A 22,413-nucleotide genomic window follows, 5' to 3' on the forward strand; every position below is an offset into this window, starting at 1 on the left:
AAGACGCTTCTTCATGGCCATACCATTTTTCAAGGAAATCAAGATCGGTTCCTACCTGATGAAGCAGAAGCTTCTCGGCCGGAAACGCTATCCGCTCGTGCTGATGCTGGAGCCGCTCTTCCGCTGCAACCTCGCCTGCGCCGGCTGCGGCAAGATCGATTATCCCGATGCGATCCTCAACCGCCGCATGAGCGCGCAGGAGTGCTGGGACGCGGCAGAGGAATGCGGCGCACCGATGGTCGCCATTCCGGGTGGCGAACCGCTGATCCACAAGGAGATCGGCGAGATCGTGCGCGGCCTCGTCGCGCGCAAGAAGTTCGTCTCGCTCTGCACCAACGCGCTGCTGCTTGAGAAGAAGCTCGATCTGTTCGAGCCCTCGCCCTACCTGTTCTTCTCCGTCCACCTGGACGGCCTGAAGGAGCATCACGACCAGTCGGTGTGCCAGCAGGGCGTGTTCGACCGCGCCGTGTCCGCGATCAAGGCAGCAAAGGCGCGCGGTTTCACCGTCAACGTCAACGCGACGATCTTCGACAACTATCCGGCCGAGGAAATCGCGAAATTCCTGGACTTCACCACCGAGCTCGGCGTCGGCGTCTCGATCTCGCCGGGTTACGCCTATGAGCGCGCGCCGGACCAGGAGCACTTCCTGAACCGCAAGAAGACCAAGGAGCTGTTCCGCAGCGTGTTCGCCCGCGGCAAGGGCAAGAAGTGGAACTTCATGCACTCCTCGCTTTTCCTCGACTTCCTCGCCGGCAACCAGAGCTTCGAGTGCGAACCGTGGGGCATGCCCGCACGCAATATCTTCGGCTGGCAGAAGCCCTGCTACCTGCTCGGCGAAGGTTACACCAAGACCTTCAAGGAGCTGATGGAAACCACCGACTGGGATCAGTACGGCACCGGCAAGTACGAGAAGTGCGCGAACTGCATGGCGCATTGCGGCTACGAGCCGACCGCGGCCAATGCGGCGATCACCAACCCGCTCAAGGCGGCGTGGGTCGCGATCCGCGGCATCAAGACCGAAGGTCCGATGGCGCCAGAGATCGACATGTCGAAGCAGCGCCCGGCGCAGTATGTGTTCTCTTCGGAAGTGCAGAAGCGCCTGTCCGAAATCCGCGCGGATGAAGCGAAGGAAGCAGAAGCCAAGGCTGCCAAGCTCGCCGCCGCCAAGGCCGCTCCGGCCGCGGACGCTTCGACCGCCGCTTAAAGCTTGACGTCAAGCAAGACCCAAAAGCCCCGGATAATCCGGGGCTTTTTGTTTTGTAGTTTAAGCAAGCTGAATATTGCGCTTCGCCACAGCCCCAGTTGACGGAGGAAAGCTCCACGCAAAACGAGCACTGTGGCGTCTCGGCTACATCCTCCCCACGCCCGGTATTTTAGATTGACCACCATTACATCCGGAGTCCCGCTCCGGATGAGGGGCTGGGGCATTTCATGAAAAAGCTATTGCTGGGTTCGACAGCGCTGATTGCGCTGACCGTGGCGGCGAACGCCGCAGATCTCTCGCCGAAGACCTACACCAAGGCGCCCCTCACGGCGCAAGCCAACTGGACCGGCTTCTATGTGTTCGGCGGTGCAGGCTACGGCATGTGGTCTGCGGACCAGCAAGTCGACCCCAACCTCCTGCCGATGGACCCGTTACGCACGGGCGGCCGCGGCTGGTTCGGCACCGTCGGCGGCGGCTACGACTGGCAGTTCAGTTCAAACTGGGTCGGGGGCATTTTTGCCGATGCGCAATTCGGCAGCATGAAAGGGACATACGACATGTCCTTCCCGTACAGTGCCACTGCCGCGCCGAAGAATACCGCCAACTATGCCGCAGGTGCCCGTCTCGGCTATCTGATCGCGCCCAACGCGCTGTCCTATGTCAACGCGGGCTACAGTCATGCCGAGTTCTCAGGCTCGACCCTGAGTTCTCAGATTGTACCACCGTTCGCCTTCTCCACGGCCAAACTCAATCTCGACGGGTGGTTCGTGGGTGGCGGCGTCGAGAATTCACTCGACCTGTTTGGCATCTCCACTCCTGGCCTGTTCATGAAGACGGAGTATCGACTCGCCGAATACGGGCGGAAGAACTTCATCCTCACCGAGGGCCCGCTTACCGGACCACTTGGCTCATTCAAACCCTACGTGCAGACCATTTCGACCTCGCTGGTCTACCGTTTCAACTCGAACGGCATACCAGCGCGCATTGCCAGTGCGCCGCTTTATACGAAAGCTCCGGCGGCTGCCCCTAGCTGGACCGGATTCTATCTGTCCGGTGGCGGCGGGTATGGCCTCCTGACCAACGACCAAAGCGTCTCCAGCATCTTCGGCCCGCTGGATGCTCGCATGGGTGGCCGCGGCTGGTTCGGCACGGTCGGGGGCGGCTATGATTGGCAGTTTGCGCCCTCATGGGTCGGCGGCGTGTTTGCGGACGCACAGTTCGGCGACATCAAGACCAGTGCCGATCTCGTCGGTACAGGCCGGGCCGCGTGGCCCAAGAACGACCTCAGCTACGCTATCGGCGTCCGCGCCGGTTATCTCGTTGCGCCCAACGTGCTGTCTTACGTCAATGGCGGCTACAGCCATGCCGAGTTCACAAAGGCAGATTTCTCGCCGGATCTGACATCCTTCACCCTGCCGAAAACCAAATATGACGGCTGGTTCCTGGGCGGCGGCGTCGAGAACTCGCTGAATATCTTCGGCATCTCTTCGCCGGGCTGGTTCATGAAGACGGAATATCGTTTGGCCGAATACGGACGGAAGTCGGTCTCGGTCATTGAGAACGGTGGCGGAGCGCCGCTGCCGTATTCCTTTAAGCCCTACATCCAGACTGTCGCGACCTCGCTGGTCTATCGCTTCAACTGGAGCGGCGCGCCGATCTCGGCGAAATACTGAGGCAGAACACAATCTGAAAACAAAAGCCCCGGATCGCTCCGGGGCTTTTTGTTGCATCGAGTTTTGTGGACCGGCCCAGGCGAGCCGCAGCGAGCGCCTACTCTGCCGCCTCAGCCAAGCGAAAGCCGGAAGCGCCATCGAGACGGCTGCGATAGCTGCGCAGACCGCGCAGCGCGCGGTTGAAGTCGCGCCCCGAGTGCACCAGCGCGCGGATTTGCGAAGGCCGCCGCGCAATGCCGCGCATCACCTTCCAGACATCGACATCGCCATTGGCCTTCAGCGCAGCGGCTGCGATCTCGGGCAGCGCGCGGTGTGCGGGATCACTGATGACGCGCAGGGCCGCGAACGGCAGGCCATACTGTTCGGCGTAGCGAGCAGCGATGTGGCTTTCCATGTCGACGGCATCGGCACCGGTGGCCGAGCGCAGCGCAGCCTTGGCTTTGCGGCCGAGCACGACCTCCTCCACGCCGACAAGGACGCCGCGCATGATGCGATGCTCGCCTTCCGGCAGACCGTACAGAGCCTGGCTCAAACCCTCGGCGGCGACCCAGCGGCCCTTGGCCGCAACAATCTCGGAGGCGATGACGATGTCACCCGAACGCAACTTCGGGCTCAACCCGCCGGCCACACCAAAGCTGACGATTCCGCTGATACTCGCGGGATCAAACGACATCATCATTTCGCGGAGTTGCACCGGATTGCTGGAGCTGCAGATCACCGTCAGGCCGGGACCCGCGGCAATTCGGGCCTCCTGCTTCAATCCGGTGACGATAAGAACCGGTTTTTCGGTCTGCTGTTGTGCGGCGTCTTCGCCTGCCATGTCAGTCACATTCCAGCCCCTACAAACCGGCTGTTGCTGGTTCGCAAATTCCTATATCTGGCCATCGCCCACAAGGGGAAGAACTTAGAATATCCGTGGTATCGCAAATAGAACACACGTGGGAACCCGCCTCCGGTGTAATCGGGTTCCTGCCAGAATCCGTCCGCACGCTGAGATTGCACAAGATTTATGACGCCCTTCTGGGTAGCAGAACTATCCACCCGTCCCGCCGCCATCAGGGCCAACGTCGCCCAGGCCGTCTGTGACGCTGTGGTGCCCGACCGCTCGTAGCCCTTGTAGCCCAGCTTGTAGCTGTTCCCGTCCTCGCCCCAGCCGCCGTCCGGGTTCTGGATGGCCTCAAGCCAGTCGGCCGCCCTGGCGATCATCGGGTCGTCGTGCGGGACACCTGCGACATTCAGGGCACACAGCGCCGACCAGGTGCCGTAGACGTAGTTGATGCCCCAGCGGCCGAACCAGGAGCCGTCGGCGAACTGGGTCTTCCGCAAATACTCGACGCCACGGCGCATCGGCTCGCTGGTCTCGAGCGTGTCCCCGAGCTGCGCCAGCATCGAGATACAGCGGGCGGTAACGTCGTCGGTCGGCGGATCGAGCAGCGCGCCGTGGTCGGCGAACGGGATGTTGTTCAGGTAATATTCGAGGTTGTCGGCGTCGAACGCGGCCCAGCCGCCGTCGACGCTCTGAAGGCCGAGGATCCATTCCTTCGCCCGGGCGATCGCCTCGTCGTATTTCGTGGTGCCGTCCATCCGGCGCACGCGGTCCATCGCCATCACGACCACGGCCGTGTCGTCGAGGTCTGGATAATGCGCATTGTTGTACTGGAACGCCCAGCCACCGGGGCGAACGTCCGGCCGCTTGTCGGCCCAGTCGCCCCTCACGTCGAGCACCTGACGCGGCAGCAGCCAGTCGAGCGCGGCCTTCGCCGCTTCCAGATCGGTGTCGGCACCGCTCTCGATCATCGCATGCGCCGCGAGCGCGGTGTCCCACACCGGCGAGACGCAGGGCTGACAATAGGCCTCGTCGTCCTTGATGACGAGCAGCCGCTCGACCGATTCACGCGCAAGTGCGCGGTTCGGATCGCTCGGAGGATAACCGAGCACATCGTACATCATGACGCTGTTGACCATCGCCGGAAAGATCGCACCGAGACCGTCGACGCCGTTGAGGCGCTCGGTGACGAATTCCTCCGCCTTCTTGATGGCACGCTTGCGCATGCCCTTGGGGAAGAACGGATCGGCGATACGCAGCACGCGGTCAATGATATCGAAGCTCGTGAACCACAACTGACTCTGGTGCGGCGCCTTCGGCGTCGGGCCGATCGTCTTCGGGTCTTCGATGAACAATTCCCGAACGCCGATCCCGCGCGGATTCTTCGCGCGCGGCTTCAGCGTCATCAGCACTAGCAGCGGCACGATGACAGTGCGCGCCCAGTACGAAACCTTGGTGAGGTGGAACGGAAACCAGCGCGGCAGCAGCATGATTTCCACCGGCATCATCGGCACGGCTTTCCATTCGATCTGGCCGAACAGCGCCAGCATGATGCGGGTGAAGACGTTGGCCTTCACCGCCCCGCCCCGCGCCAGCATCACCTCGCGCGCCTTCTTCATGTGCGGCGCATCCACCGAGTCGCCAGCCATCTTCAGCGCATAATACGCCTTCACGCTCGCGCTCATATCGAACTCATGGCCGTAGAACAGCGACCAGCCGCCATTGTCGTTCTGCATGCGGCGCAGGTATTTTGCGATCTTCCCTTCCAGCACCGCATCAATTGGTTCGGCGAAGTAATGCCGCATCAAAATATATTCGGACGGAATGGTAACGTCGGCTTCGAGTTCGAACACCCAATGGCGATCGGACTGCTGGACGTCGAGCAGCGCGCGGCTCGCAGACGCGATGCTGTTGTCGAGGTGCTGCCTGTCGGGCGCAACCACAGCGGCGATATCAGTCATGGTCGTTTCGTCACTCTTGCATTTGCAGGATCAGGTCGGCGGCATGATCGCCCGAGCGGATCGAGCCTTCGATCGTCGATGGCAAACCGGTGTTGGTCCAGTCGCCGGCCAAAAACAGGTTTTTCAATTCGGTCGCGGCGCCGGGCCGTAGCGCGTTCTGCTCCGGCGTCGCCTCGAACGTCGCCCGCCGCTCGCGCACGATCTGCCACGGCGGCAGCGGACCCTCGGCCACATCGGTCGAAAGACCCGCCACCTTGCAGATATCGCGCCAGATATCGCGCGCAAGGTCCTCGCGCGGCAGATTGATGAGCCGCTCGGCGGCGCTGATGGTGATCGAGAGCCTGTCGGGGAACGCGAACAGCCATTCGATCAAGCCGCCAACTACACCCGTCAGCGCCGGAACATCGGCCGGCGGCACGTAACGGAAATGCGCGTTGAGAATGGCGCGGAATTTCGTCGGCGTCTCGATGCCGGGCATCAACCCCGAGGCTGCGCGCGCGGGCACCGCCAGCACGACGACATCGCCCGGACCGAGCGGAATCGTCTCATCGCCGAAATCGAGGCCCGTGGCGCGGAGCGGCGACCGCTCGATCTTGCGCAGTTCGTGCCCGAGCGTCAGCGACCCACCCTTCCTCCTGATGAGTTCGATCGCGGGATCGATCAGCACAGGTGAAAGGCCATCGCGCGCGATCAACGGGCGACAGGCCGCGCCGCCCGCAAGCAGCGTCTCGCGAACAATCGCGCCTGCAAGACCTGCGGAGCCTTGCGGCGGTTCGACATTGAGCGCGGCGATCAGCAGCGGCGCGACGAGGCGCTGATACAGCACGCCTTCGCAGGGAATGGTGTCTTCGACCAGCGCATCGGGCTTCGCCCAGACGAGCGGCAGCAGCGCCAGATAATCGCGGACCGTCGTATCCGGCACGCGGCGCTTCGCATCGAACAGCCAGCCCGGAAACCGGCCCGCGCCGAGATCGAGCAGCCAGCGCTTGCCGCTCGCGACATCCATGAACGGAAACTGCGCGCGCGCGGGGCCGACGAGCTTGTCATAGGTGTTCAGCGTCTTGGCATAGAGACGCACATGATGATTGCCCGACAGCATCAGATGATTGCCGTTGTCGATCACCATGTCGGTGGCGCCGTCGTAATACGAACGGCAGCGGCCGCCTGTGTATTGCGTCGCCTCGTGAACGTGGACCTCGAATCCCTGCCCGGCCAGACGCACGCCCGCGCTCAGGCCAGAAAGCCCGGCACCGATGATATGAGCGGTCTTCGTCATCAGAACACCGCGTAGCGCAAGAGGATCGACATTTTCGCAGCTTTACTCAGTTTCACGGGCTGCCGCGGCGGCGCGAAGCCGCGCGCAAGAAGCCGTTTGAGGATTTCCTGATAATATTTCGACATGATGCGCGGCGCGCGCACGGTACTGCGCGGGTAGCGCGCCATGATCTCGTCCGCTTTGGCGAAATACACCTTCACCCGTTCGACGATCGGCGCGCAGACCTTCGGCACGTTCGGATCGGCCGCGACGATTTGCGGATCGCTCGACGCGATGCCCCCGGCATCCAGCAGTTCGCGCGGCAGATAGAGCCGGCCGATGCCGGCGTCTTCATCGATGTCGCGCAGGATGTTGGTGAGTTGCAGCGCGCGGCCGAGATTATGCGACAGCGCGATCCCGTCCTCCTCCGGCAGGCCGAACACCCGCACCGACAGGCGACCCACCGCGCTCGCAACGCGATCGCAGTAGAGATCAAGCGTCGCCTCGTCCGGCGCACGAATCTCGGCGGGCACGTCCATCTCCATGCCGTCGATGACGGCAATGAAGTCTTCACGTCTCAGGCCGAACTGCTTCACGGCGGACTGATAAGGCGCGACACGCGGCGGCGGATTACCCGCATAGAGCGCATCGATATCACGCCGCCACTGCGCCAAGGCTTCGAGACGCTCGGTACGCGGGCCGTCGGAATCGGCGATGTCGTCCACCTTGCGGCAGAAGCTGTAGATGTGGAACATCGCCTCGCGCTGTGCGGGCGGCATGATGCGCATCGCAGCGTAGAACGAACTGCCGGAAGCCGTCTGGGCCGGTGAGGTATCGACGTCGGTCATGGTCAGATCATGCGCCCGTGGACAGCCGCGGTATTGATTTCACGCCGGCCGCGCGGCGGCCGATTTCCAGCCCCGATGCAATCGAAGCAAGCATCAGCATCGAAAGCTTCGACAGATGCACGTTCTCGCTGAGCGGATCGCGCGTCTTCAGAAGATTGACGATCTTTCGCGCAAAGGTGTCGATCACGGAAATCTCCATGCCGAGCCGCACATCCTTCACCTGCGAGGAGAACGATGCGCACTGCATCAGAAGCGCCTCGTTACGCTCGGCGAGCGACTTCAGGCAGGCGTGTAACGCGGGCGATGCCTTAACCGCGCCGAGATCTTCGACCGCAGCACCCGCGACTGCGAGCGCATCGAGCGGCACATAAACGCGGTTGAGATCGCGATAATCCTTGCGGCAATCCTGCAGGTGGTTGTTGATCTGCAACGCGGCGCACAGCGCATCGTTCGCAGGCCAGGTCGCGCGGTCCTCGCCGTGCACGTCGAGCATGAAGCGACCGACCGGCATCGCCGAGAAGCTGCAATAATGAATGAGGTCGTCCCAATTGTCGTAGCGCAGCTTGGTGACGTCCATGCGAAACGCAGTAAGCAGATCCTGCGCGTGGCGTGGCGACATTCCGCGCTCCGCAAACGCATGGCGCAGCGCCACCGCCTCTGCTTGCGAATTGCCGTTGCCGAGCAGTTCGGCTTCAAGACGATCGAGCTGATCGAGCTTCTCCTGCGCTGGCAGGCTGATGTGATCAGCGATGTCGTCGGCCGTACGCACGAAGTTGTAGAATGCAAAGATCAGCGCGCGATGGCGCGGATGGATTAGCTTTGAGGCAACGGGGAAATTTTCGTCCTTGTGTCCCTTGCCCGAGCGCAATTCGCCGGCAGTGGTCATGACTGACGTCCCTTTCGCGGCATCGCCGGGCGGCGTGCAGAAATGGACAAAGAATGGGCGAACGAATTCGTCACGGCGACCTAAGGCACTGTTTTCATTAGAGAAAGAGCGGCATTGCCGCTAAGACAAGCCATATTACCCCACCCTGCCGGGGAATGCGAGGGGGCCTAAAAGACTGAAAATGCGGCCTATTCCGCCGCCTGCGGCAGCGGCTCGCCGGGCTTGTCGGAATAATAGGACGCGGTCTGGCGGCCGCTCGACGCACCACGCGCGAACGTAATCAGATGATGCGCGACAAGGCTGCAACTGATGAAGCGCTCGACATCGCCCGCCTTCAGGCGCGGCCAGGCGAACTTCCAGAATTCGCGGCGATAGTCGCCGCGCACGCCCGCGTGCCAGATGATCTTCGCCATCATGGTAAGGCCGCGTTTGATGTTCGCGGTTGTAAGGCGCTGCTTGGTCGGCGGCGGATGGATGCGGTTCGGATAGGTGTGCTCGATCTGATGCTGGAAGCGCGCGAACATCTTCTCCGGCGTGTAGGCGCGGCCCATGCAGTCACGCCATGTCTCCACGACCTGTTCGTAAGGTAGCAGGAAATCGACATTGGAATCGCGATCGGTGTTCTCGATGAGGCGGCCCGCGCGCGCGAGGCGGTCCCATAGCGGCGTCTTCGGCAGCGCCTGCAGTAGATTGATGGTGAGCAGTGGAATTTGCGATTGGTCGATGAAGTCGAGAATCCCCTCGCCCGATTCATCCGTATCGGTGTCGAGGCCGAGGATGATGCCGGACACCACTTCAAGTCCGTAGCTGTTGAGCGTCTTCACACCCTCCAGAATCGGCACCATCATGTTGTGCTCTTTCGACATCGCCTTTAACGCGTTCGGATCCGGCGTCTCGATGCCGCAGAACACCGTGAGGAAGAACGCGTCGTGCATCAGTTGCAGGATTTCCGGCCGCTTGGCGATGTTCAGCGTCGCCTCGCAGGCGAACTGTACTGCATAGCCATTGCGCTCCTGCCATTCGACGAGATGCGGCAGCAACTCCAGCACAGCGCGGCGATTGCCGATGAAATTGTCGTCGACAAAATAGACCGCGCCGGAGAGCCCGTTCGCCACCATTTTGTCGAGCTCGGCCGTCACCTGCTGCGGCGATTTCAGGCGCGGGTTGCGGCCGTACAGCCCCGGAATGTCGCAGAATTCGCATTGATACGGGCAGCCGCTGGAAAACTGGATGCTGCCGAGAAAGTATTTCCGCAACGGAATGAGCTCGTAGGCGGGCAGCGGAAACTCCACCATTGCAAGACGCTCATGCGTCGTCAGCACCATCTGCTTCTGCGGCCGCGACACATCGCCCGCAAGGCGCTTGAACAGATCGTCCGTCGCATCGCCCAGTTCGCCGATGTGCAGATAATCGAACTCCGGATAGTAATCGGGACATGCGCTCACCGAAGGCCCGCCAAGCGCAGTGACGCGACCGTAGCGATGTGCGCGACGGCAGATGTCGTTGATCTGCTTGCGCTGGATATGCATGCCGGACACGAACACCACTTCCGCCCACTCGAAATCATCCACTGTGGCGGCGCGGATGTTCTCGTCGATAAAGCGTACGCTCCAGCCATCCGGCAGCGCGGCCGCGATCAGCAGCAGGCCCTGCGGCGGCATAAAAGCCTTCACGCCGTCCGTCAGCGGATAGGCATATTCAAACGTGCCGAATGACGGCGAGTATTTCGGAAAAACGCAAAGAATGCGGCGCGGCGCGAGCCCGGTCTGCTTTTTCATGCGTAAAGTCCGCCTTCCCGATTCACCTTACGAACCCGCCATAGCTTTTCGGTGACAATGGGGCAGCGCATGTCCGCCCGCCACAGCGTCCATTTTGCCCTTGCGAGACGGCTTAAGCCGCTTACCCTGACCTGCATGATTTCCTATATGGTAGGCACCGGCAGCCTTGCCGGGACAGGATACAACGCATGACCGAGCCGACAGTTTCAGCCCATCGTCAGATCTGGCGCGAAAGCGGCCTCACCGAAGGTGCACGCATCGTTCCGGAGGAAACCGCGCTCGCGATGTCCTACAACGCGGGCACCCATGCGGTGATGATGGGCACGCCGCAGGATCTGGAGGATTTCGCGATCGGCTTCAGCCTGACGGAAGGGATCATCGAGAGCGCCGACGGAATCGAATCTCTCGAGATCGTCCCCCAGGACGAAGGCATCGAACTGCGGATGTGGCTGAAGCCGGACAGTGCAACTCGGCTCGGCGAACGCCGCCGCCACATTGCGGGCCCGACTGGCTGCGGATTGTGCGGCATCGATTCCATCGCCGAGGCGATGAAGCCTGTCGCCATCGTCGGCAAAGGCATCACCGTGACGCCCGCGCAGATCATGGCCGCCATGCAGGCGCTTTATCCGCTGCAGAAGCTCAACACGCTGACCCGCGCCGTCCACGCCGCAGCTTTCTGGGAACCGGAGCACGGCATTCTGGAGTGCCGCGAGGATGTCGGTCGCCACAACGCACTCGACAAGCTCGGCGGCGCGCTCGCGCGCAGAAAGATCGATGCGAATCGTGGCGCTGTGCTGCTGACGAGCCGCGTCTCGGTCGAAATGGTGCAGAAAACCGCCTCCATCGGCGCGTCGCTGATCGTCTCGGTGTCCGCACCGACCGCGCTTGCGATCCGCATGGCGGAGCGGGCCGGAATCACACTGTGCGCCATCGCGAGGTCCGATGGCTTCGAGATTTTCACGCATCCGAATCGGGTCGCGGCGAACGAGGCTGTCGGCGTCGCCTGACAGTTTCATCGCCAGTCGCGCCTTTTCCCCTGCCCGGCTTGCCATTATAAGACCGCGATGTCCTACAAAGTCGCCGCGTTCTATCAGTTCACCCCGCTGCCGGATTTCGAGAGCCTGCGCGAGCCGCTACGCAACATGTGCGTGGCGCTCGACATCAAGGGCATCATCCTGCTCGCCGCCGAGGGCATCAACGGTACCGTCGCAGGCAACGCCGTCAACATCGACGCCCTGATGAAGCAGATCCAGCACGGCGCGCTGTTCGGCGGACGGGCCAGCAATCTCGAGCTGAAATTCTCGACCGCATCAGAGATGCCGTTCAACCGGATGAAGGTTCGGCTGAAGAAGGAAATCGTCACCATCAAGGACAACGCCACCGACCCCACAAGGCAGGTCGGCACCTATATCGACGCGACCGACTGGAACGAACTGATCGCGCGCCCGGGCATGGTGCTGGTCGACACCCGCAACGATTTCGAGGTCGAGATGGGCACCTTCGAGGGCGCGGTCGATCCGCAGATCAAGAGCTTCAGCGAGTTCAAGGATTTCGCTGATCGTACGCTCGATCCCGCGCGTGACACCGAGATCGCGATGTTCTGCACCGGCGGCATCCGCTGCGAGAAAGCCAGTTCCTATCTGCTATCGCGCGGCTTCAAGAACGTCTTCCACCTCAAGGGCGGCATCCTGAGATATCTCGAAACCATCCCCGAAGGCGAAAGCCGCTGGAAGGGCGATTGCTTCGTGTTCGACCAGCGCGTCGCGCTCGGCCACGGCCTGGCCGAACGCGCGGTGCGATCGGAGGGTGAAGACGATGAGTAACGCAGCCGAGCTGGCGGGCCGTATCGAAGCGCTGGAAATCCAGATCGCGCATCAAGATGCGGCCATCGAGGCGCTCAACCAGGTCATCACTTCGCAGTGGAAGCAGATCGACGTCCTCACGCGTGAGATGACGCGGCTGACTGATCGCGTTGCAGCCGCCGAGCAAAGCATTCCGGCATCGCCGGGCAGCGAACCGCCGCCGCCACACTACTAAATCTTGCTTCAGATCATCGGCAAATGGCTCGGCTCCCGCCCGCGCGGGAAGGCCTTGTCGATCTGCGCGATCTCCGCAGCCGTGAGCGTCAAGCCGCCGGCAGCTGCATTGTCTGCCGCATGCGCGACCGACGACGCCTTCGGGATCGTCACCACCGCAGGCCCGCGAGCGAGAAACGCCAGCGCGACCTGACGCGGCGTCGCACCATGTGCGTCGGCGATCTGCTCCAACACCTCGCCGCCTTCCGAGCGCGCGGACGGAAAATCATTGTGCCCGAACGGCGAATAAGCCGTCACCGTGACGCCATGCGCCGCGCACCACGGGATCACCGAATGTTCGATCGCGCGCTCCTTCAGATGATAGAGCACCTGATTGCAGGCGATGTTGCCCTTCCCAGCGATGTCGTAAATTTCCTGCAGATCGTCCGCATCGAAATTGCTGACGCCCCATGAGCGAATCTTGCCGTCCTTCTTGAGTTGCTCGAAGGCGCTGACGGTATCTTCCAGATCGTAACCGCCACGCCAGTGCAGCAGATAGCAATCCATCCGGTCAGTGCGCATCCGCGCCAGCGAGCGTTCGGCGGCCTTGATCGTCCCTGCGCGCGAGGCATTGCTCGGCAGCACCTTCGAGACCAGAAACACCTCGTCGCGACGGCCCTTGATAGCATCCGCCACCACGAGCTCGGCGTCGTCATACATCTCGGCGGTGTCGATATGCGTCATGCCGAGATCGAGCCCCTGCTGCAAGGTCGCCACCGCAGCCGCATGATTACCGCGATCGATGTACCAAGTACCCTGCCCAATGACGGAAACCTGCGTCCCGGTAGTGCCCCACGCTTTCTTGTGCATCTTCAGGGTATTCGTCATGATCGGCTCCCGGGTCATTATCCGTACCGCTTAGCGCATCTCGCATCGTCGCAAAAGATGTCTACGCATCTCAATACGGGTCGGGCGCGACGGGCTTGCGTTGCGCTCCCATCCACTCATCGAGCTCGGCAACTTGTTGCTTTGTAAGCCGCAGGCCAAGCTTCGAGCGCCGCCACACCACATCCTCCGCCGTCTGCGCGAATTCATGTGCCATCAGATAGCGCACCTCGCGTTCCGTCAGCGTCTGACCGAAATCGCGGTCCAGTTCAGCCAATGACGCTGCCCGTCCAAGCAACCGCCGCGCATGAGTGCCGTAAGCGCGGACCAGCCGCAATGCGTGATGCTTCGGCAGGAACGGATAGTCGCGCAACAACTGCTCCACCAGCGCATCCATATCACCTGCCGCGAAGTCCCCGCCAGGCAGCACCGCAGCGCCGGTCCACGGCGCGCCACCGCTGCGCAGATATGGTGCAAGTTTCTCCAGAGCATGTTCGGCAAGCTTGCGATAGGTCGTGATCTTGCCGCCAAATACCGAGAGAACGGGCAATCCATCCGGCACGTCGAGTTCGAACACATAGTCGCGCGTCGCAGTGCGCGCCTCGCTCGCATGGTCGTCATAAAGCGGCCGCACGCCCGAATAGCTCCAGACCACGTCGGACGGCTTCACGGATGCCGCAAGATATTCACTCGCCGACGCACACAGATAATCGATTTCCTCCTGCGTCGCGCGAACCTTGGACGGATCGCCCTCGTAATCGCGGTCCGTCGTGCCTATCAGCGTAAAATCGTCCTGATATGGAATGACGAAGATCACCCGACCGTCGCCATGCTGGAACGTATAGGCGCGGTCGTGCGCATAAAGCCGCGGCACCACGATGTGCGAGCCCTGCACGAGACGGAGATGTGCTTTTGCTTCAACGCCCGCGCGCTGCGTCAGAATTTCCTGCACCCACGGGCCGCCCGCATTCACCAGAATCCGCGCCTTGATCGTGCTGCGCACCCTGGTGGCAGCGTCCTCCGTCACAAGCTCCCAGACGCCATCCTCTCCCTGCTTCGCCTCAACGGCCTGCGTCCGCGGGCACACCGTCGCGCCACGCTCGACCGCATCAAGCGCGTTGAGGACGACGAGACGAGAATCGTCCACCGTGCAATCGGAATATTCGAATCCCGTTCTGAAAACCGGCTTGAGCGGTTCACCCGCAACGTCGCGGCGCAGATTCAGTGTTCGCGCGGCAGGCAGGCGACGTCGCCCGCCGAGATGATCGTAGATAAAAAGCCCGAGCCGCAGCAGCCACGCGGGCCGCAATCCATCGTGATGTGGCAGCACGAACCGCATCGGCGCGATGATGTGAGGCGCGATGCCCCACAGCACCTCGCGCTCGATCAGCGCCTCACGCACCAGACGGAATTCGTAGAACTCGAGATAGCGCAGGCCGCCGTGGATGAGCTTGCTCGACCATGACGAGGTGCCGCTCGCGAGGTCGTTCATCTCACACAGATAGACAGAATAACCCCGTCCCGCCGCATCGCGCGCGATGCCACAGCCGTTGACGCCGCCGCCGACGATCGCGATGTCGTAGATTTGGTCCAAGACAATCCCTGTTGGCGAGTAACCGACAATCAGGCGTCGTCTCGCCAACCGATCATAGCGGCCGAGTTTGTAAATTGAAATTACATGCCGCTGATGTCAGCAGCAGTAAGAGCCACAGCCCGGATCCGGAGGCGGAGCCTGTTGCGTCTGATTGGTCTGTGCCTTGTTCTTGGCGATATCGTTGCCGCCGTCGAAAATCGAGACATAGCCGAGCGGATCGGTCCCCGGCGGATGGGTCGGATCGGGCAAGGTGCTCGCCCCCAGTCCCTGACGGCTGGCCATCTGGTCGGTCGGCAGATCGATCGCCCCACCCTTCTGTCCCGGCCTACTGGTCAGATTGGTCATGATCTGCGCTAGCAGCCCGTCCGACACCCGGAACGGCTCCGGAATCGGATCGTTCGGGCCAGTCACGCAGGTTGCGAAACCGGGCCGCACGGTCGTCGAACCCGTGGAATTCCTGATGGTCGAGGAGCCAACGTGGCCGACGATCAATTCGCCCTTGCAGTTGGCAACATTGGGATCGGCCGCCGCGTAGTTCGCGGTGATCGGATAGACGATGGTGGCGACACCGCCGCGAATGCCCAGCGTCGCGACCGGCGTGTTGATGGTGACGCCCGCGGTGTGGCTGATCTGGCCGCCGACGAAGCGCAGCACGCCCTTCCCGACGGAAGCCACCATTTTGCCAGTGCCAGCGTTCGGATCGTAGACGTACTCATCGATCACGATACTGCTGTTGCGACCGACATTGAGTGTCGAAGTGTCGGGGAACAGGATCTGCGTCGAACCAGAGGCCGTGGTCTGGATACGCTCCTTGTGAACGACATTGGTGCCGATCGCAAGCATCCGCGCGGCATTGCCCGGCGGCGTGCCGGTGGCGTCCTGATTGACCGCGCCGACGCGACCGACGTTCTGCGCTTCAAGCAGCGCTACGCCAATCAGCGTCGAGGCGGTGGACAGAAGCACCGTCAGAAGAGGTGTCAGGCAGGAACGTACGCGCGCGTCCATCGCAATATCCTCAGAACCGGAATGTCGGCCCGGCAATGACCGAGAAATTGTTCAGCTTGTAGTTCGGCAGCGTCGAACCGTTATGATCGTACTGCAGCGTGGTCGTGAATCCGATCGACTTGGTGATCGGCGTGTTCAGGATCGCGCCGGTGCTCCACTGATTGTCACGCCGCACAGTGTCCGGGTCGATGTTCGGGTTGGCCGCATCAAACCGCGTGTTGATGTATTTGAAGTACGGCGAGATACTCCAGTTGCGCGGAATGCTGACGAAAGGCGGCGCAAACTCCCACGTCAGCGCGGCTTCCAGTCCCCATTGGTCGAATGACTGATAGACCAGTTCGGAGTCACCCCGGCGATAAAGGCCCCGCCCTTCCAGCCGCAAGGTTTGCATGATCTGCCACGAGCCGCCGACCGCGCCGGTGTACCAGTTGCCGGTCCCATAGCCCGCGAACGTCTGCAGCGGACTGTTGGTGAAATCGGCATGCCGCCACTCGAAGCTCGGCCCCCACGCAAAGCGGGTGCCGGTCGGGAAGTTCAGCGCAACGCCCGCACCACCGGTCGACATATAGGACGAACCGCCGATCCAAGTGTTGCCGCCGACCAGATACGGCTTGATCGTCGCGCCGGGTAGCAATTCGGGCGCAAGCGCGATACGCGGGCCGACGGAAATATCGAACAGGCCGACATTGAGATCGCTGAATTTGCTCTGCGCGGTCAGGTAACCGGCGAAGCGCGTTTCCAGCACGTCACCGCGCGGATTGAGATCGTAGTCGTGGCTAAGACCTGCGAGGCCGAACCAGTTGACGTCGCTTCTCTTCTGCGACGACAGCGGCAGCGCAAACAACGTACCGCCCGACAGGAGCGAGCCGGTCGCGGGTGCGTAGTTCGCATTCGATTGATAGCGCACGCCGGTCTGGAAGAAGCCGGAGAAGCGGCTCGGCTGCAATTGCTTGTTAGCATCCGGCAGATAGGCCTCGATGCGCGCGCGCGTTACCGGATCAAGATCGGGGCTCGCCAGCGCTTCCTTGAAATAGCGCTTCGCCATTTCATAGGAGCCGAGCCGGAAATACAGCGCCCCGAGTTCGTACTTCACGCGCGTCAGCTTCGGATTGTAGAACAGCAACCGCTCCAGCGCGCCGATGGCTGCCTCGTAGTCCGTATTGGCGGTGGCGACGCGGGCAAACTCGAACGTGAGATCGTGGTTCGTCGGATTGCGAACCATCTGCTGATAAAGGCGATTTTGTTCGGAGACGTCCTGCGCAGCAGCGGGCGCGGTACCGCTCAAGCCCGCGACGACGGCCACGGCCAGCAGCCCACCCGTTCGCGGCGCGGCCTTAGCCAAGGCCCAAGACCGGAAAGATCTGAAATCAGCCCAGCAACGCATAATCGATTGGTCCCCTCAGCCCAACGATGGGTTCAAAGACCATAAAAAATATTCGGAAGCAAACGGCCGCCTCGCAAATCCCTTGCAGTTTTGCGGTGGAGTCACTGAAAAGCCTCAGGGACGGATTCGCGCAACCGCCTTGGATTCCAGGCCTAAGTTCGCTCAAGCCCTGCGGCACGATACATATGCCGGACCCACCGGTTGACCTGATCGAACGTCATCCGGGCGGGAAAATCCGTCGCGATTCCATGACGTTCGAGCAATTCCGCCAAGTAACAACCTTCCGGCGGCGCAAGCCCGGAGGGAATTCCGGCACGCCGCCAGACCTCGTCCTGCAGGTGTAGAAAGCCCGCATCGGCCGCGGCGCCGTGTAGTTCGTCGCGTTTATCGGGGTTGAACAGGTCCGGCACGTTCAGCCAGGAGATCGGGCCGAGGCTCCCACCCGCCTGCGACAGAACATCGCAATCCGACAGCAGTTCGCTTAACAGCCCCGCCCCCCCGCGCTCCCATGCGGCGGGGTCGTCCTCCAGCGCATCGGCCCGCTTGCGCGCCTCCGCCATCAGCGGATGTGCTGCCGGGAATTTCAGCACCGCGACCGGCGTGCGGCGAAATATATCGGGCGCCCCGCAATAGATGTCGCCTTCCGGCAGGTCCGGCTGCAGCAGCATCACATCGGGATCGATCCACCAGCCGCCGAGTTTTTCAAGCAGCGCGTAACGAAACAGGTTGGCGTGAATACCGACACGACCGTCCGCCAGCGGACGCAGTACGCGCGCTTCCGGCACGACCTCGCGCGCATCGCGCACATAAATCCCGCCCGCGAAATGCGCGTCGCGCTGATAGGTGAAGACTTCGACGCGATGGCCGCGACGCGCGAAGCTCGCAAGGCATGCCTGCTGATAGAGCGGCATCGTCGCACCGTGCCAGAAGCTGCGGACAGTCTGCGGATTCGCGCTTTGCGTCTCGGCCGGGGCGCACTGCGGCTCTGGCTGGGACGGACGATAGAGCCGGGCGCGCGGCTCGAAGCCGTCGCGCCTCAAGGCCGCAATGAAGGTGTCCAACGCCTCGCCGGACAGAGTCGCCTCACCAACGCGATCTTTGTATTCTTCCAGAATACAATCCTCCATCGCCCAGGATGCGATGGATGTATAATCCAATCTGCCCTGCTCCGGCACCTCGATGCCGAAACGCGCGAACAGCAGATCGAGGAAGCTGCCGCGCGGCGGCCCGTAATTGCGCGGAATGCGCAGCCTGTTCCACGCGCCATTCCACAGATGCGTGAACGTCGAATCCGCCAGCCGCACCTCCAGCGCTTCACATTGACTCGGATCGAAAAACGCCAGCGCCTCATTGTATGGAATGGCGTAGGCATCCTGCGTCGGCGCTGCACAATCATTGAAGCCATGCTGTTTCAACGCCCGACTCAGCAGCGGCGTCCCGATCACGGCTCGCGTCTTGTTCGCCTGCACGTCGCCTGCTTCCGACAAAATTCGCTCTGCTTCAGGGATAATTTCGCGCAGCGCCGGAAAGCCCTTCGGAAATTTCAGCAATCCTGCAAAAGCACGCATACCGCTGGAGCGACCGAAATACATCTCTACTTGCGGGAGCCTATCGGCGAGGCAAACGATGTCGAGATCGGCATACCAACCGCCGAAACGCTCCAGCATCACATAACGAAACAGGTCCGAATGCCGCGCCCACGCATCAGGATTACCAGCATTGTAGCGATGAAGAATGTCGAGCGGCAGGACGTCGGCGGCGTCATGCAGTTCAACGCCGTCCGGCACAACGAGGCTTTTGTCATACGCGTATAAAATCACGCGCGCGCCGGCGCTGAGAAAGCTCTTCAGCGACAGGACTTCATAAAAACTGAGCGGAGGCCCGACCCAGAAAAAGCGGACTTCATCGCGATGGGAAGGCGGAGATACGGAATCCATCCACCCATTGTGACCGCCGGCCCCCGCCGCCGCAAGCGGCGGAAGCCGGCGTTAGTTCAATCAGGACGCAACGCTCGCCTCGAAAGCCTCGATATCCTTGGTGCGTTTCGAGATGGCATGCGCCGAGTGGTCGGTCGCGATCGCAACATAGACCGCAGGCAGCACGAACAGCGTGAACATCGTACCGATGGTCATGCCCGCGACGACGACGAGACCGATGGAGAAACGGCTCGCCGCGCCAGCGCCACTCGCGGTCAGGAGCGGAATGAGGCCGGTGACCATCGCCGCCGTCGTCATCAGGATCGGGCGAAGACGGACGCGGGCTGCCTTCTCGATCGCCGCACGCTTATTGAGACCTTCCTTCAACTGGAGTTCATTCGCGAACTCCACCATCAGAATGCCGTGCTTGCTGATGAGACCGATTAGCGTCAGCAGGCCGACCTGCGTGTAGATGTTGATCGTAGCGACACCGAAGAACAACGGCACCAGCGCGCCGCTGATCGCCATCGGCACCGAAATCAGGATCACCAGCGGGTCACGGATACTTTCAAACTGCGCGGCCAGCACCAGGAAGATGATGATGAGCGCGAAGGCAAACGCCACCGCAAGCTGGTTGCCTTCCTGCTTGTACTGACGCGCATCCGACAGATAGTCGTGGCCGAAACCGGATGGCAGTTGCTGCGCCTGCTTTTCCAGGAAGTCCACCGCGGTCCCGACCGTCACGCCCGGCATCGGCACGGCCTGGAAGGTCGCCGAGTTGAGCTGGTTGAAGTGCGTCAACGCATTCGGATCGGTGCCGGTCGAGATGTCGACCAGGGTCGACAGCGGAATCTGGTCTCCGTTCGCAGCGGCCACATAATAACCATTGAGCGCCTCCGGTGACAGGCGAAGCGCGCGCGGCACCTGCGGGATGACTTGATAGGAACGGCCCTGCAGGTTGAAGCGGTTGATGTAGTTGCCGCCCAGTGCGACCGCCAGCGTGTTGCCGATGTTCAGCATTGTGACGCCAAGCTCGTTCGCCTTGTTGCGGTCGATGTTCACACGAACCACCGGCTGGTCGAAGGCAAGGTCGCTGTCCGAGACGATGAACAGACCGCTCTTACGCGCGGCTGCCTTCAGCTTCTCCATCTCCTGATAGACCTGTCGGAAGTCACTGGTGGAGTTGATCACCATCTGCACGGGCAAGCCGCCTGGTCCGCCCGGCAGCGCCGGAAGGTTGAACACGAAAGCCTGCGTGCCGGTGATTTTGCTAACCGCTCCCTGCACTTCCTGCTTCATCGCAGTCGAGGATCGCTTGCGCTCGTCCCACGGCTTCAGGATCATGCCCGCGATGCCCTGGTTGGCGACGGGCGTACCGTTCAGCACGAAGGTGAGATCGGTCTCCGGGAAGGAGCCGAACACCTTACCGAGCTGGTCGCCATAGTAATTCACATAGTCGATGTTGGCGTATTTCGGCGCCTTGGTCAGCGAGAACAGAATGCCCTGATCCTCCTCGGGAGCGAGCTCCGCTTTGGAGTGGGTATAGAGAAACCCGACGAGGAACAGGATCACCGCCGCGAACAGCGCCGTGATGGGCCGATAGTCGAGCGAACGGTCGAGATGGTTTCCGTACCAGTCCGTCACCGAGCGGAAAATTGCGTCGACTTTCCGGGCAAACCATCCCTGCTCGACATGCGTGAGCAGAATCGAACACATCATCGGCGATAGCGTCAGAGCAATGATGCCGGACACGATCACGGAACCCGCCAGCGTAAAGGCGAATTCGCGGAACAGCGCGCCGGTGACGCCGCCGAGAAATCCGATCGGCGCATAGACCGCAGCGAGCGTGATCGTCATGGAGATGACGGGGCCGACGATTTCGCGCGCTCCGATCAGGGACGCCTGAACAGGCGATTTCCCCTCCTCCAGATGCCGATGGATGTTCTCCACCACCACGATGGCGTCGTCGACCACAAGGCCGATCGCGAGCACCATCGCCAGCAGCGTCAGCAGGTTGATACTGAATCCCGCGAGCAACATCAGCGAACAGACGCCGATCAGCGACAACGGAATGGTGACGACCGGAATGATGACCGAGCGCAGCGACGCCAGGAACAGGAAGATCACCACGATCACGATGACGACGGCTTCACCGAGCGTTTTTTCAACCTCGTCGATCGACGACTGAATGAACTTCGTCGAATCGTAGGCGACCTTCATTTTCAGCGTCGGCGGCAGATTGCGCTCGATTTCCGGGAACAGCGCGCGGACGCCCTTCACGATGGTGAGTGGGTTGCCTTGCGGCGTTGCCTGAACACCGATGAAGATCGCGTGCTGGCCGTTCATGGCCACGCTGGAATCGTTGCTTTGCGCCGCAAGCTCGACGGTCGCGATGTCCTCCATGCGCACCAGACCGCCGTTCTTCGACTTCACGACCATCCGCTTGAACGCCTGCACGTCGCTGAGGTCGGAATTGGTGGTGACGTTGGAAACGATAAAGAAGCCTTTGGTCTGGCCGGCGGCCGCTTGATAGTTGTTGGCCTGGATCGCCGCTGCAACATCCGCCGCGGTGACGCCGCGTCCCGCCATTCGCGCGGGATCGAGCCACAGACGCATTGCAAAGGTCTGGCCACCGAGAATGTCGGCAGAAGCCACGCCCTCGACCGTGGACAGGATCGGCTGGATCACGCGCGTCAGATAGTCAGAGATCGCCGAACCGCCCAGTTCGTCACTGGCGAAGCCGATATACATCACGGCCGTGGTCTGGCCGGTGGATTTGGTAATGACCGGGTCGTTCGATTCCTTCGGAATGAGATACTTGACCGAGTTCACCTTCGCGAGGACTTCGGTCAGTGCCTGGTTGGGATCGAAGTTGAGGCGCACGTACACCTGAATGGTGCTGGTGCCCTGCACCGAGGTCGAGGTGATGTAGTCAACGCCTTCGGCCGATGCGACAGCCTGCTCGATCGGAGTCGTGATGAACCCCTGCATCAGTTCAGGCGATGCACCGGGATAGCTCGTCGTCACGGTGACCACCGTGTTCGACAATTTCGGATATTGGCGGATCGGCAGGCTGGTCGCGGCCTTGAACCCGATCAGCAGGATGAGCAGGCTCACGACCAGCGACAGAATCGGCCGCTTGATGAAGATGTCGGTAAAGACCATGAAAGCTGGCTCCGGCTA

17 protein-coding genes are annotated in these 22,413 nt (G+C 61.8%); 5 read left to right on the top strand and 12 right to left on the bottom strand.

Annotated features, from left to right (window positions below; all coding sequences use genetic code 11):
• The first annotated feature begins 13 nt into the window (after window positions 1-13).
• Together hpnH and HMPREF9697_RS06445 are read left to right on the top strand one after the other, a co-directional pair.
• Window positions 14-1,204, top strand: a complete 1,191-nt coding sequence (gene hpnH / locus HMPREF9697_RS06435; protein WP_002716366.1) for an adenosyl-hopene transferase HpnH — start codon at window positions 14-16, stop codon at window positions 1,202-1,204.
• A gap of 227 nt (window positions 1,205-1,431) precedes the next feature.
• Window positions 1,432-2,877, top strand: coding sequence for an outer membrane protein (locus tag HMPREF9697_RS06445; RefSeq protein WP_002716367.1), 1,446 nt, complete (start codon window positions 1,432-1,434; stop codon window positions 2,875-2,877).
• Window positions 2,878-2,974: 97 nt separating this feature from the next.
• Here HMPREF9697_RS06445 and HMPREF9697_RS06450 read toward each other — a convergent pair whose 3' ends face one another.
• The 6 genes from HMPREF9697_RS06450 to HMPREF9697_RS06475 all read right to left on the bottom strand — a co-directional run bounded on the left by HMPREF9697_RS06450 (window position 2,975) and on the right by HMPREF9697_RS06475 (window position 10,431).
• Window positions 2,975-3,697 carry a phosphorylase gene (locus HMPREF9697_RS06450; protein ID WP_002716368.1) on the bottom strand — a complete coding sequence of 241 codons (723 nt, stop codon included), beginning with the start codon at window positions 3,695-3,697 and terminating at the stop codon, window positions 2,975-2,977.
• Between the two features lie 5 nt (window positions 3,698-3,702).
• Window positions 3,703-5,664, bottom strand: a complete 1,962-nt coding sequence (gene shc, locus HMPREF9697_RS06455) for a squalene--hopene cyclase (protein ID WP_002716369.1) — start codon at window positions 5,662-5,664, stop codon at window positions 3,703-3,705.
• A 10-nt stretch (window positions 5,665-5,674) separates the two neighbouring features.
• Window positions 5,675-6,940 carry a hydroxysqualene dehydroxylase HpnE gene (hpnE, locus tag HMPREF9697_RS06460; RefSeq protein WP_002716370.1) on the bottom strand — a complete coding sequence of 422 codons (1,266 nt, stop codon included), beginning with the start codon at window positions 6,938-6,940 and terminating at the stop codon, window positions 5,675-5,677.
• Complete coding sequence (gene hpnD, locus HMPREF9697_RS06465) at window positions 6,940-7,767, bottom strand: presqualene diphosphate synthase HpnD (protein WP_002716371.1); 828 nt, start codon at window positions 7,765-7,767, stop codon at window positions 6,940-6,942. Before hpnD ends, hpnE begins: the two co-directional genes overlap by 1 nt.
• A gap of 7 nt (window positions 7,768-7,774) precedes the next feature.
• Complete coding sequence (gene hpnC / locus HMPREF9697_RS06470) at window positions 7,775-8,653, bottom strand: squalene synthase HpnC (protein WP_002716372.1); 879 nt, start codon at window positions 8,651-8,653, stop codon at window positions 7,775-7,777.
• 188 nt (window positions 8,654-8,841) lie between these two features.
• On the bottom strand, window positions 8,842-10,431 hold the full coding sequence (locus tag HMPREF9697_RS06475) for a B12-binding domain-containing radical SAM protein (RefSeq protein WP_002716373.1): 1,590 nt from the start codon (window positions 10,429-10,431) through the stop codon (window positions 8,842-8,844).
• 188 nt (window positions 10,432-10,619) lie between these two features.
• On the opposite strand from HMPREF9697_RS06475, the gene fdhD reads away from it, so the two are divergent.
• Genes fdhD through HMPREF9697_RS06490 form a run of 3 tightly spaced genes read left to right on the top strand, consistent with a single transcriptional unit; the run spans window position 10,620 to window position 12,468 of the window.
• Window positions 10,620-11,438: a formate dehydrogenase accessory sulfurtransferase FdhD gene (fdhD, locus tag HMPREF9697_RS06480; RefSeq protein WP_002716374.1), complete on the top strand. Its 819-nt coding sequence runs from the start codon at window positions 10,620-10,622 to the stop codon at window positions 11,436-11,438.
• A gap of 57 nt (window positions 11,439-11,495) precedes the next feature.
• The gene (gene trhO / locus HMPREF9697_RS06485; RefSeq protein ID WP_002716375.1) at window positions 11,496-12,254 is read left to right on the top strand and encodes an oxygen-dependent tRNA uridine(34) hydroxylase TrhO; all 759 of its coding nucleotides are present in this window, start codon (window positions 11,496-11,498) and stop codon (window positions 12,252-12,254) included.
• Window positions 12,247-12,468, top strand: a complete 222-nt coding sequence (locus HMPREF9697_RS06490) for a SlyX family protein (protein WP_002716376.1) — start codon at window positions 12,247-12,249, stop codon at window positions 12,466-12,468. The genes trhO and HMPREF9697_RS06490 overlap by 8 nt, the downstream gene beginning before the upstream one ends.
• An 8-nt stretch (window positions 12,469-12,476) precedes the next feature.
• On the opposite strand, the gene HMPREF9697_RS06495 is transcribed toward HMPREF9697_RS06490, so the two are convergent.
• From HMPREF9697_RS06495 to HMPREF9697_RS06520, 6 genes are all read right to left on the bottom strand, one after another.
• Complete coding sequence (locus HMPREF9697_RS06495; RefSeq protein WP_002716377.1) at window positions 12,477-13,334, bottom strand: aldo/keto reductase; 858 nt, start codon at window positions 13,332-13,334, stop codon at window positions 12,477-12,479.
• A 70-nt stretch (window positions 13,335-13,404) separates the two neighbouring features.
• A complete protein-coding gene (glpD, locus tag HMPREF9697_RS06500) occupies window positions 13,405-14,925 on the bottom strand; it encodes a glycerol-3-phosphate dehydrogenase (protein ID WP_002716378.1) in 1,521 nt (506 codons plus the stop codon).
• A gap of 96 nt (window positions 14,926-15,021) precedes the next feature.
• Window positions 15,022-15,930 carry a FecR family protein gene (locus HMPREF9697_RS06505; RefSeq protein ID WP_002716379.1) on the bottom strand — a complete coding sequence of 303 codons (909 nt, stop codon included), beginning with the start codon at window positions 15,928-15,930 and terminating at the stop codon, window positions 15,022-15,024.
• A 10-nt stretch (window positions 15,931-15,940) separates the two neighbouring features.
• Complete coding sequence (locus tag HMPREF9697_RS06510) at window positions 15,941-17,314, bottom strand: tetratricopeptide repeat protein (RefSeq protein ID WP_002716380.1); 1,374 nt, start codon at window positions 17,312-17,314, stop codon at window positions 15,941-15,943.
• A gap of 152 nt (window positions 17,315-17,466) precedes the next feature.
• On the bottom strand, window positions 17,467-19,251 hold the full coding sequence (locus tag HMPREF9697_RS06515) for a glycosyltransferase (RefSeq protein ID WP_002716381.1): 1,785 nt from the start codon (window positions 19,249-19,251) through the stop codon (window positions 17,467-17,469).
• 60 nt (window positions 19,252-19,311) lie between these two features.
• Complete coding sequence (locus HMPREF9697_RS06520; RefSeq protein ID WP_002716382.1) at window positions 19,312-22,395, bottom strand: multidrug efflux RND transporter permease subunit; 3,084 nt, start codon at window positions 22,393-22,395, stop codon at window positions 19,312-19,314.
• Window positions 22,396-22,413 lie beyond the last annotated feature (18 nt).

It is taken from the genome of Afipia felis ATCC 53690 (assembly GCF_000314735.2).
Lineage (GTDB): Bacteria > Pseudomonadota > Alphaproteobacteria > Rhizobiales > Xanthobacteraceae > Afipia > Afipia felis.

Bases quoted from the DNA above. Each gene is read 5' to 3' on its own strand.
- HMPREF9697_RS06475 (WP_002716373.1), bottom strand. From the start codon at position 10,431: ATGAAAAAGCAGACCGGGCTCGCGCCGCGCCGCATTCTTTGCGTTTTT.
- trhO (WP_002716375.1), top strand. From the start codon at position 11,496: ATGTCCTACAAAGTCGCCGCGTTCTATCAGTTCACCCCGCTGCCGGAT.
- hpnD (WP_002716371.1), bottom strand. From the start codon at position 7,767: ATGACCGACGTCGATACCTCACCGGCCCAGACGGCTTCCGGCAGTTCG.
- hpnH (WP_002716366.1), top strand. From the start codon at position 14: ATGGCCATACCATTTTTCAAGGAAATCAAGATCGGTTCCTACCTGATG.
- HMPREF9697_RS06505 (WP_002716379.1), bottom strand. From the start codon at position 15,930: ATGGACGCGCGCGTACGTTCCTGCCTGACACCTCTTCTGACGGTGCTT.
- HMPREF9697_RS06445 (WP_002716367.1), top strand. From the start codon at position 1,432: ATGAAAAAGCTATTGCTGGGTTCGACAGCGCTGATTGCGCTGACCGTG.
- hpnC (WP_002716372.1), bottom strand. From the start codon at position 8,653: ATGACCACTGCCGGCGAATTGCGCTCGGGCAAGGGACACAAGGACGAA.
- HMPREF9697_RS06495 (WP_002716377.1), bottom strand. From the start codon at position 13,334: ATGACGAATACCCTGAAGATGCACAAGAAAGCGTGGGGCACTACCGGG.
- fdhD (WP_002716374.1), top strand. From the start codon at position 10,620: ATGACCGAGCCGACAGTTTCAGCCCATCGTCAGATCTGGCGCGAAAGC.
- HMPREF9697_RS06510 (WP_002716380.1), bottom strand. From the start codon at position 17,314: ATGCGTTGCTGGGCTGATTTCAGATCTTTCCGGTCTTGGGCCTTGGCT.
- HMPREF9697_RS06520 (WP_002716382.1), bottom strand. From the start codon at position 22,395: ATGGTCTTTACCGACATCTTCATCAAGCGGCCGATTCTGTCGCTGGTC.
- hpnE (WP_002716370.1), bottom strand. From the start codon at position 6,940: ATGACGAAGACCGCTCATATCATCGGTGCCGGGCTTTCTGGCCTGAGC.
- HMPREF9697_RS06450 (WP_002716368.1), bottom strand. From the start codon at position 3,697: ATGGCAGGCGAAGACGCCGCACAACAGCAGACCGAAAAACCGGTTCTT.
- HMPREF9697_RS06515 (WP_002716381.1), bottom strand. From the start codon at position 19,251: ATGGATTCCGTATCTCCGCCTTCCCATCGCGATGAAGTCCGCTTTTTC.
- shc (WP_002716369.1), bottom strand. From the start codon at position 5,664: ATGACTGATATCGCCGCTGTGGTTGCGCCCGACAGGCAGCACCTCGAC.
- HMPREF9697_RS06490 (WP_002716376.1), top strand. From the start codon at position 12,247: ATGAGTAACGCAGCCGAGCTGGCGGGCCGTATCGAAGCGCTGGAAATC.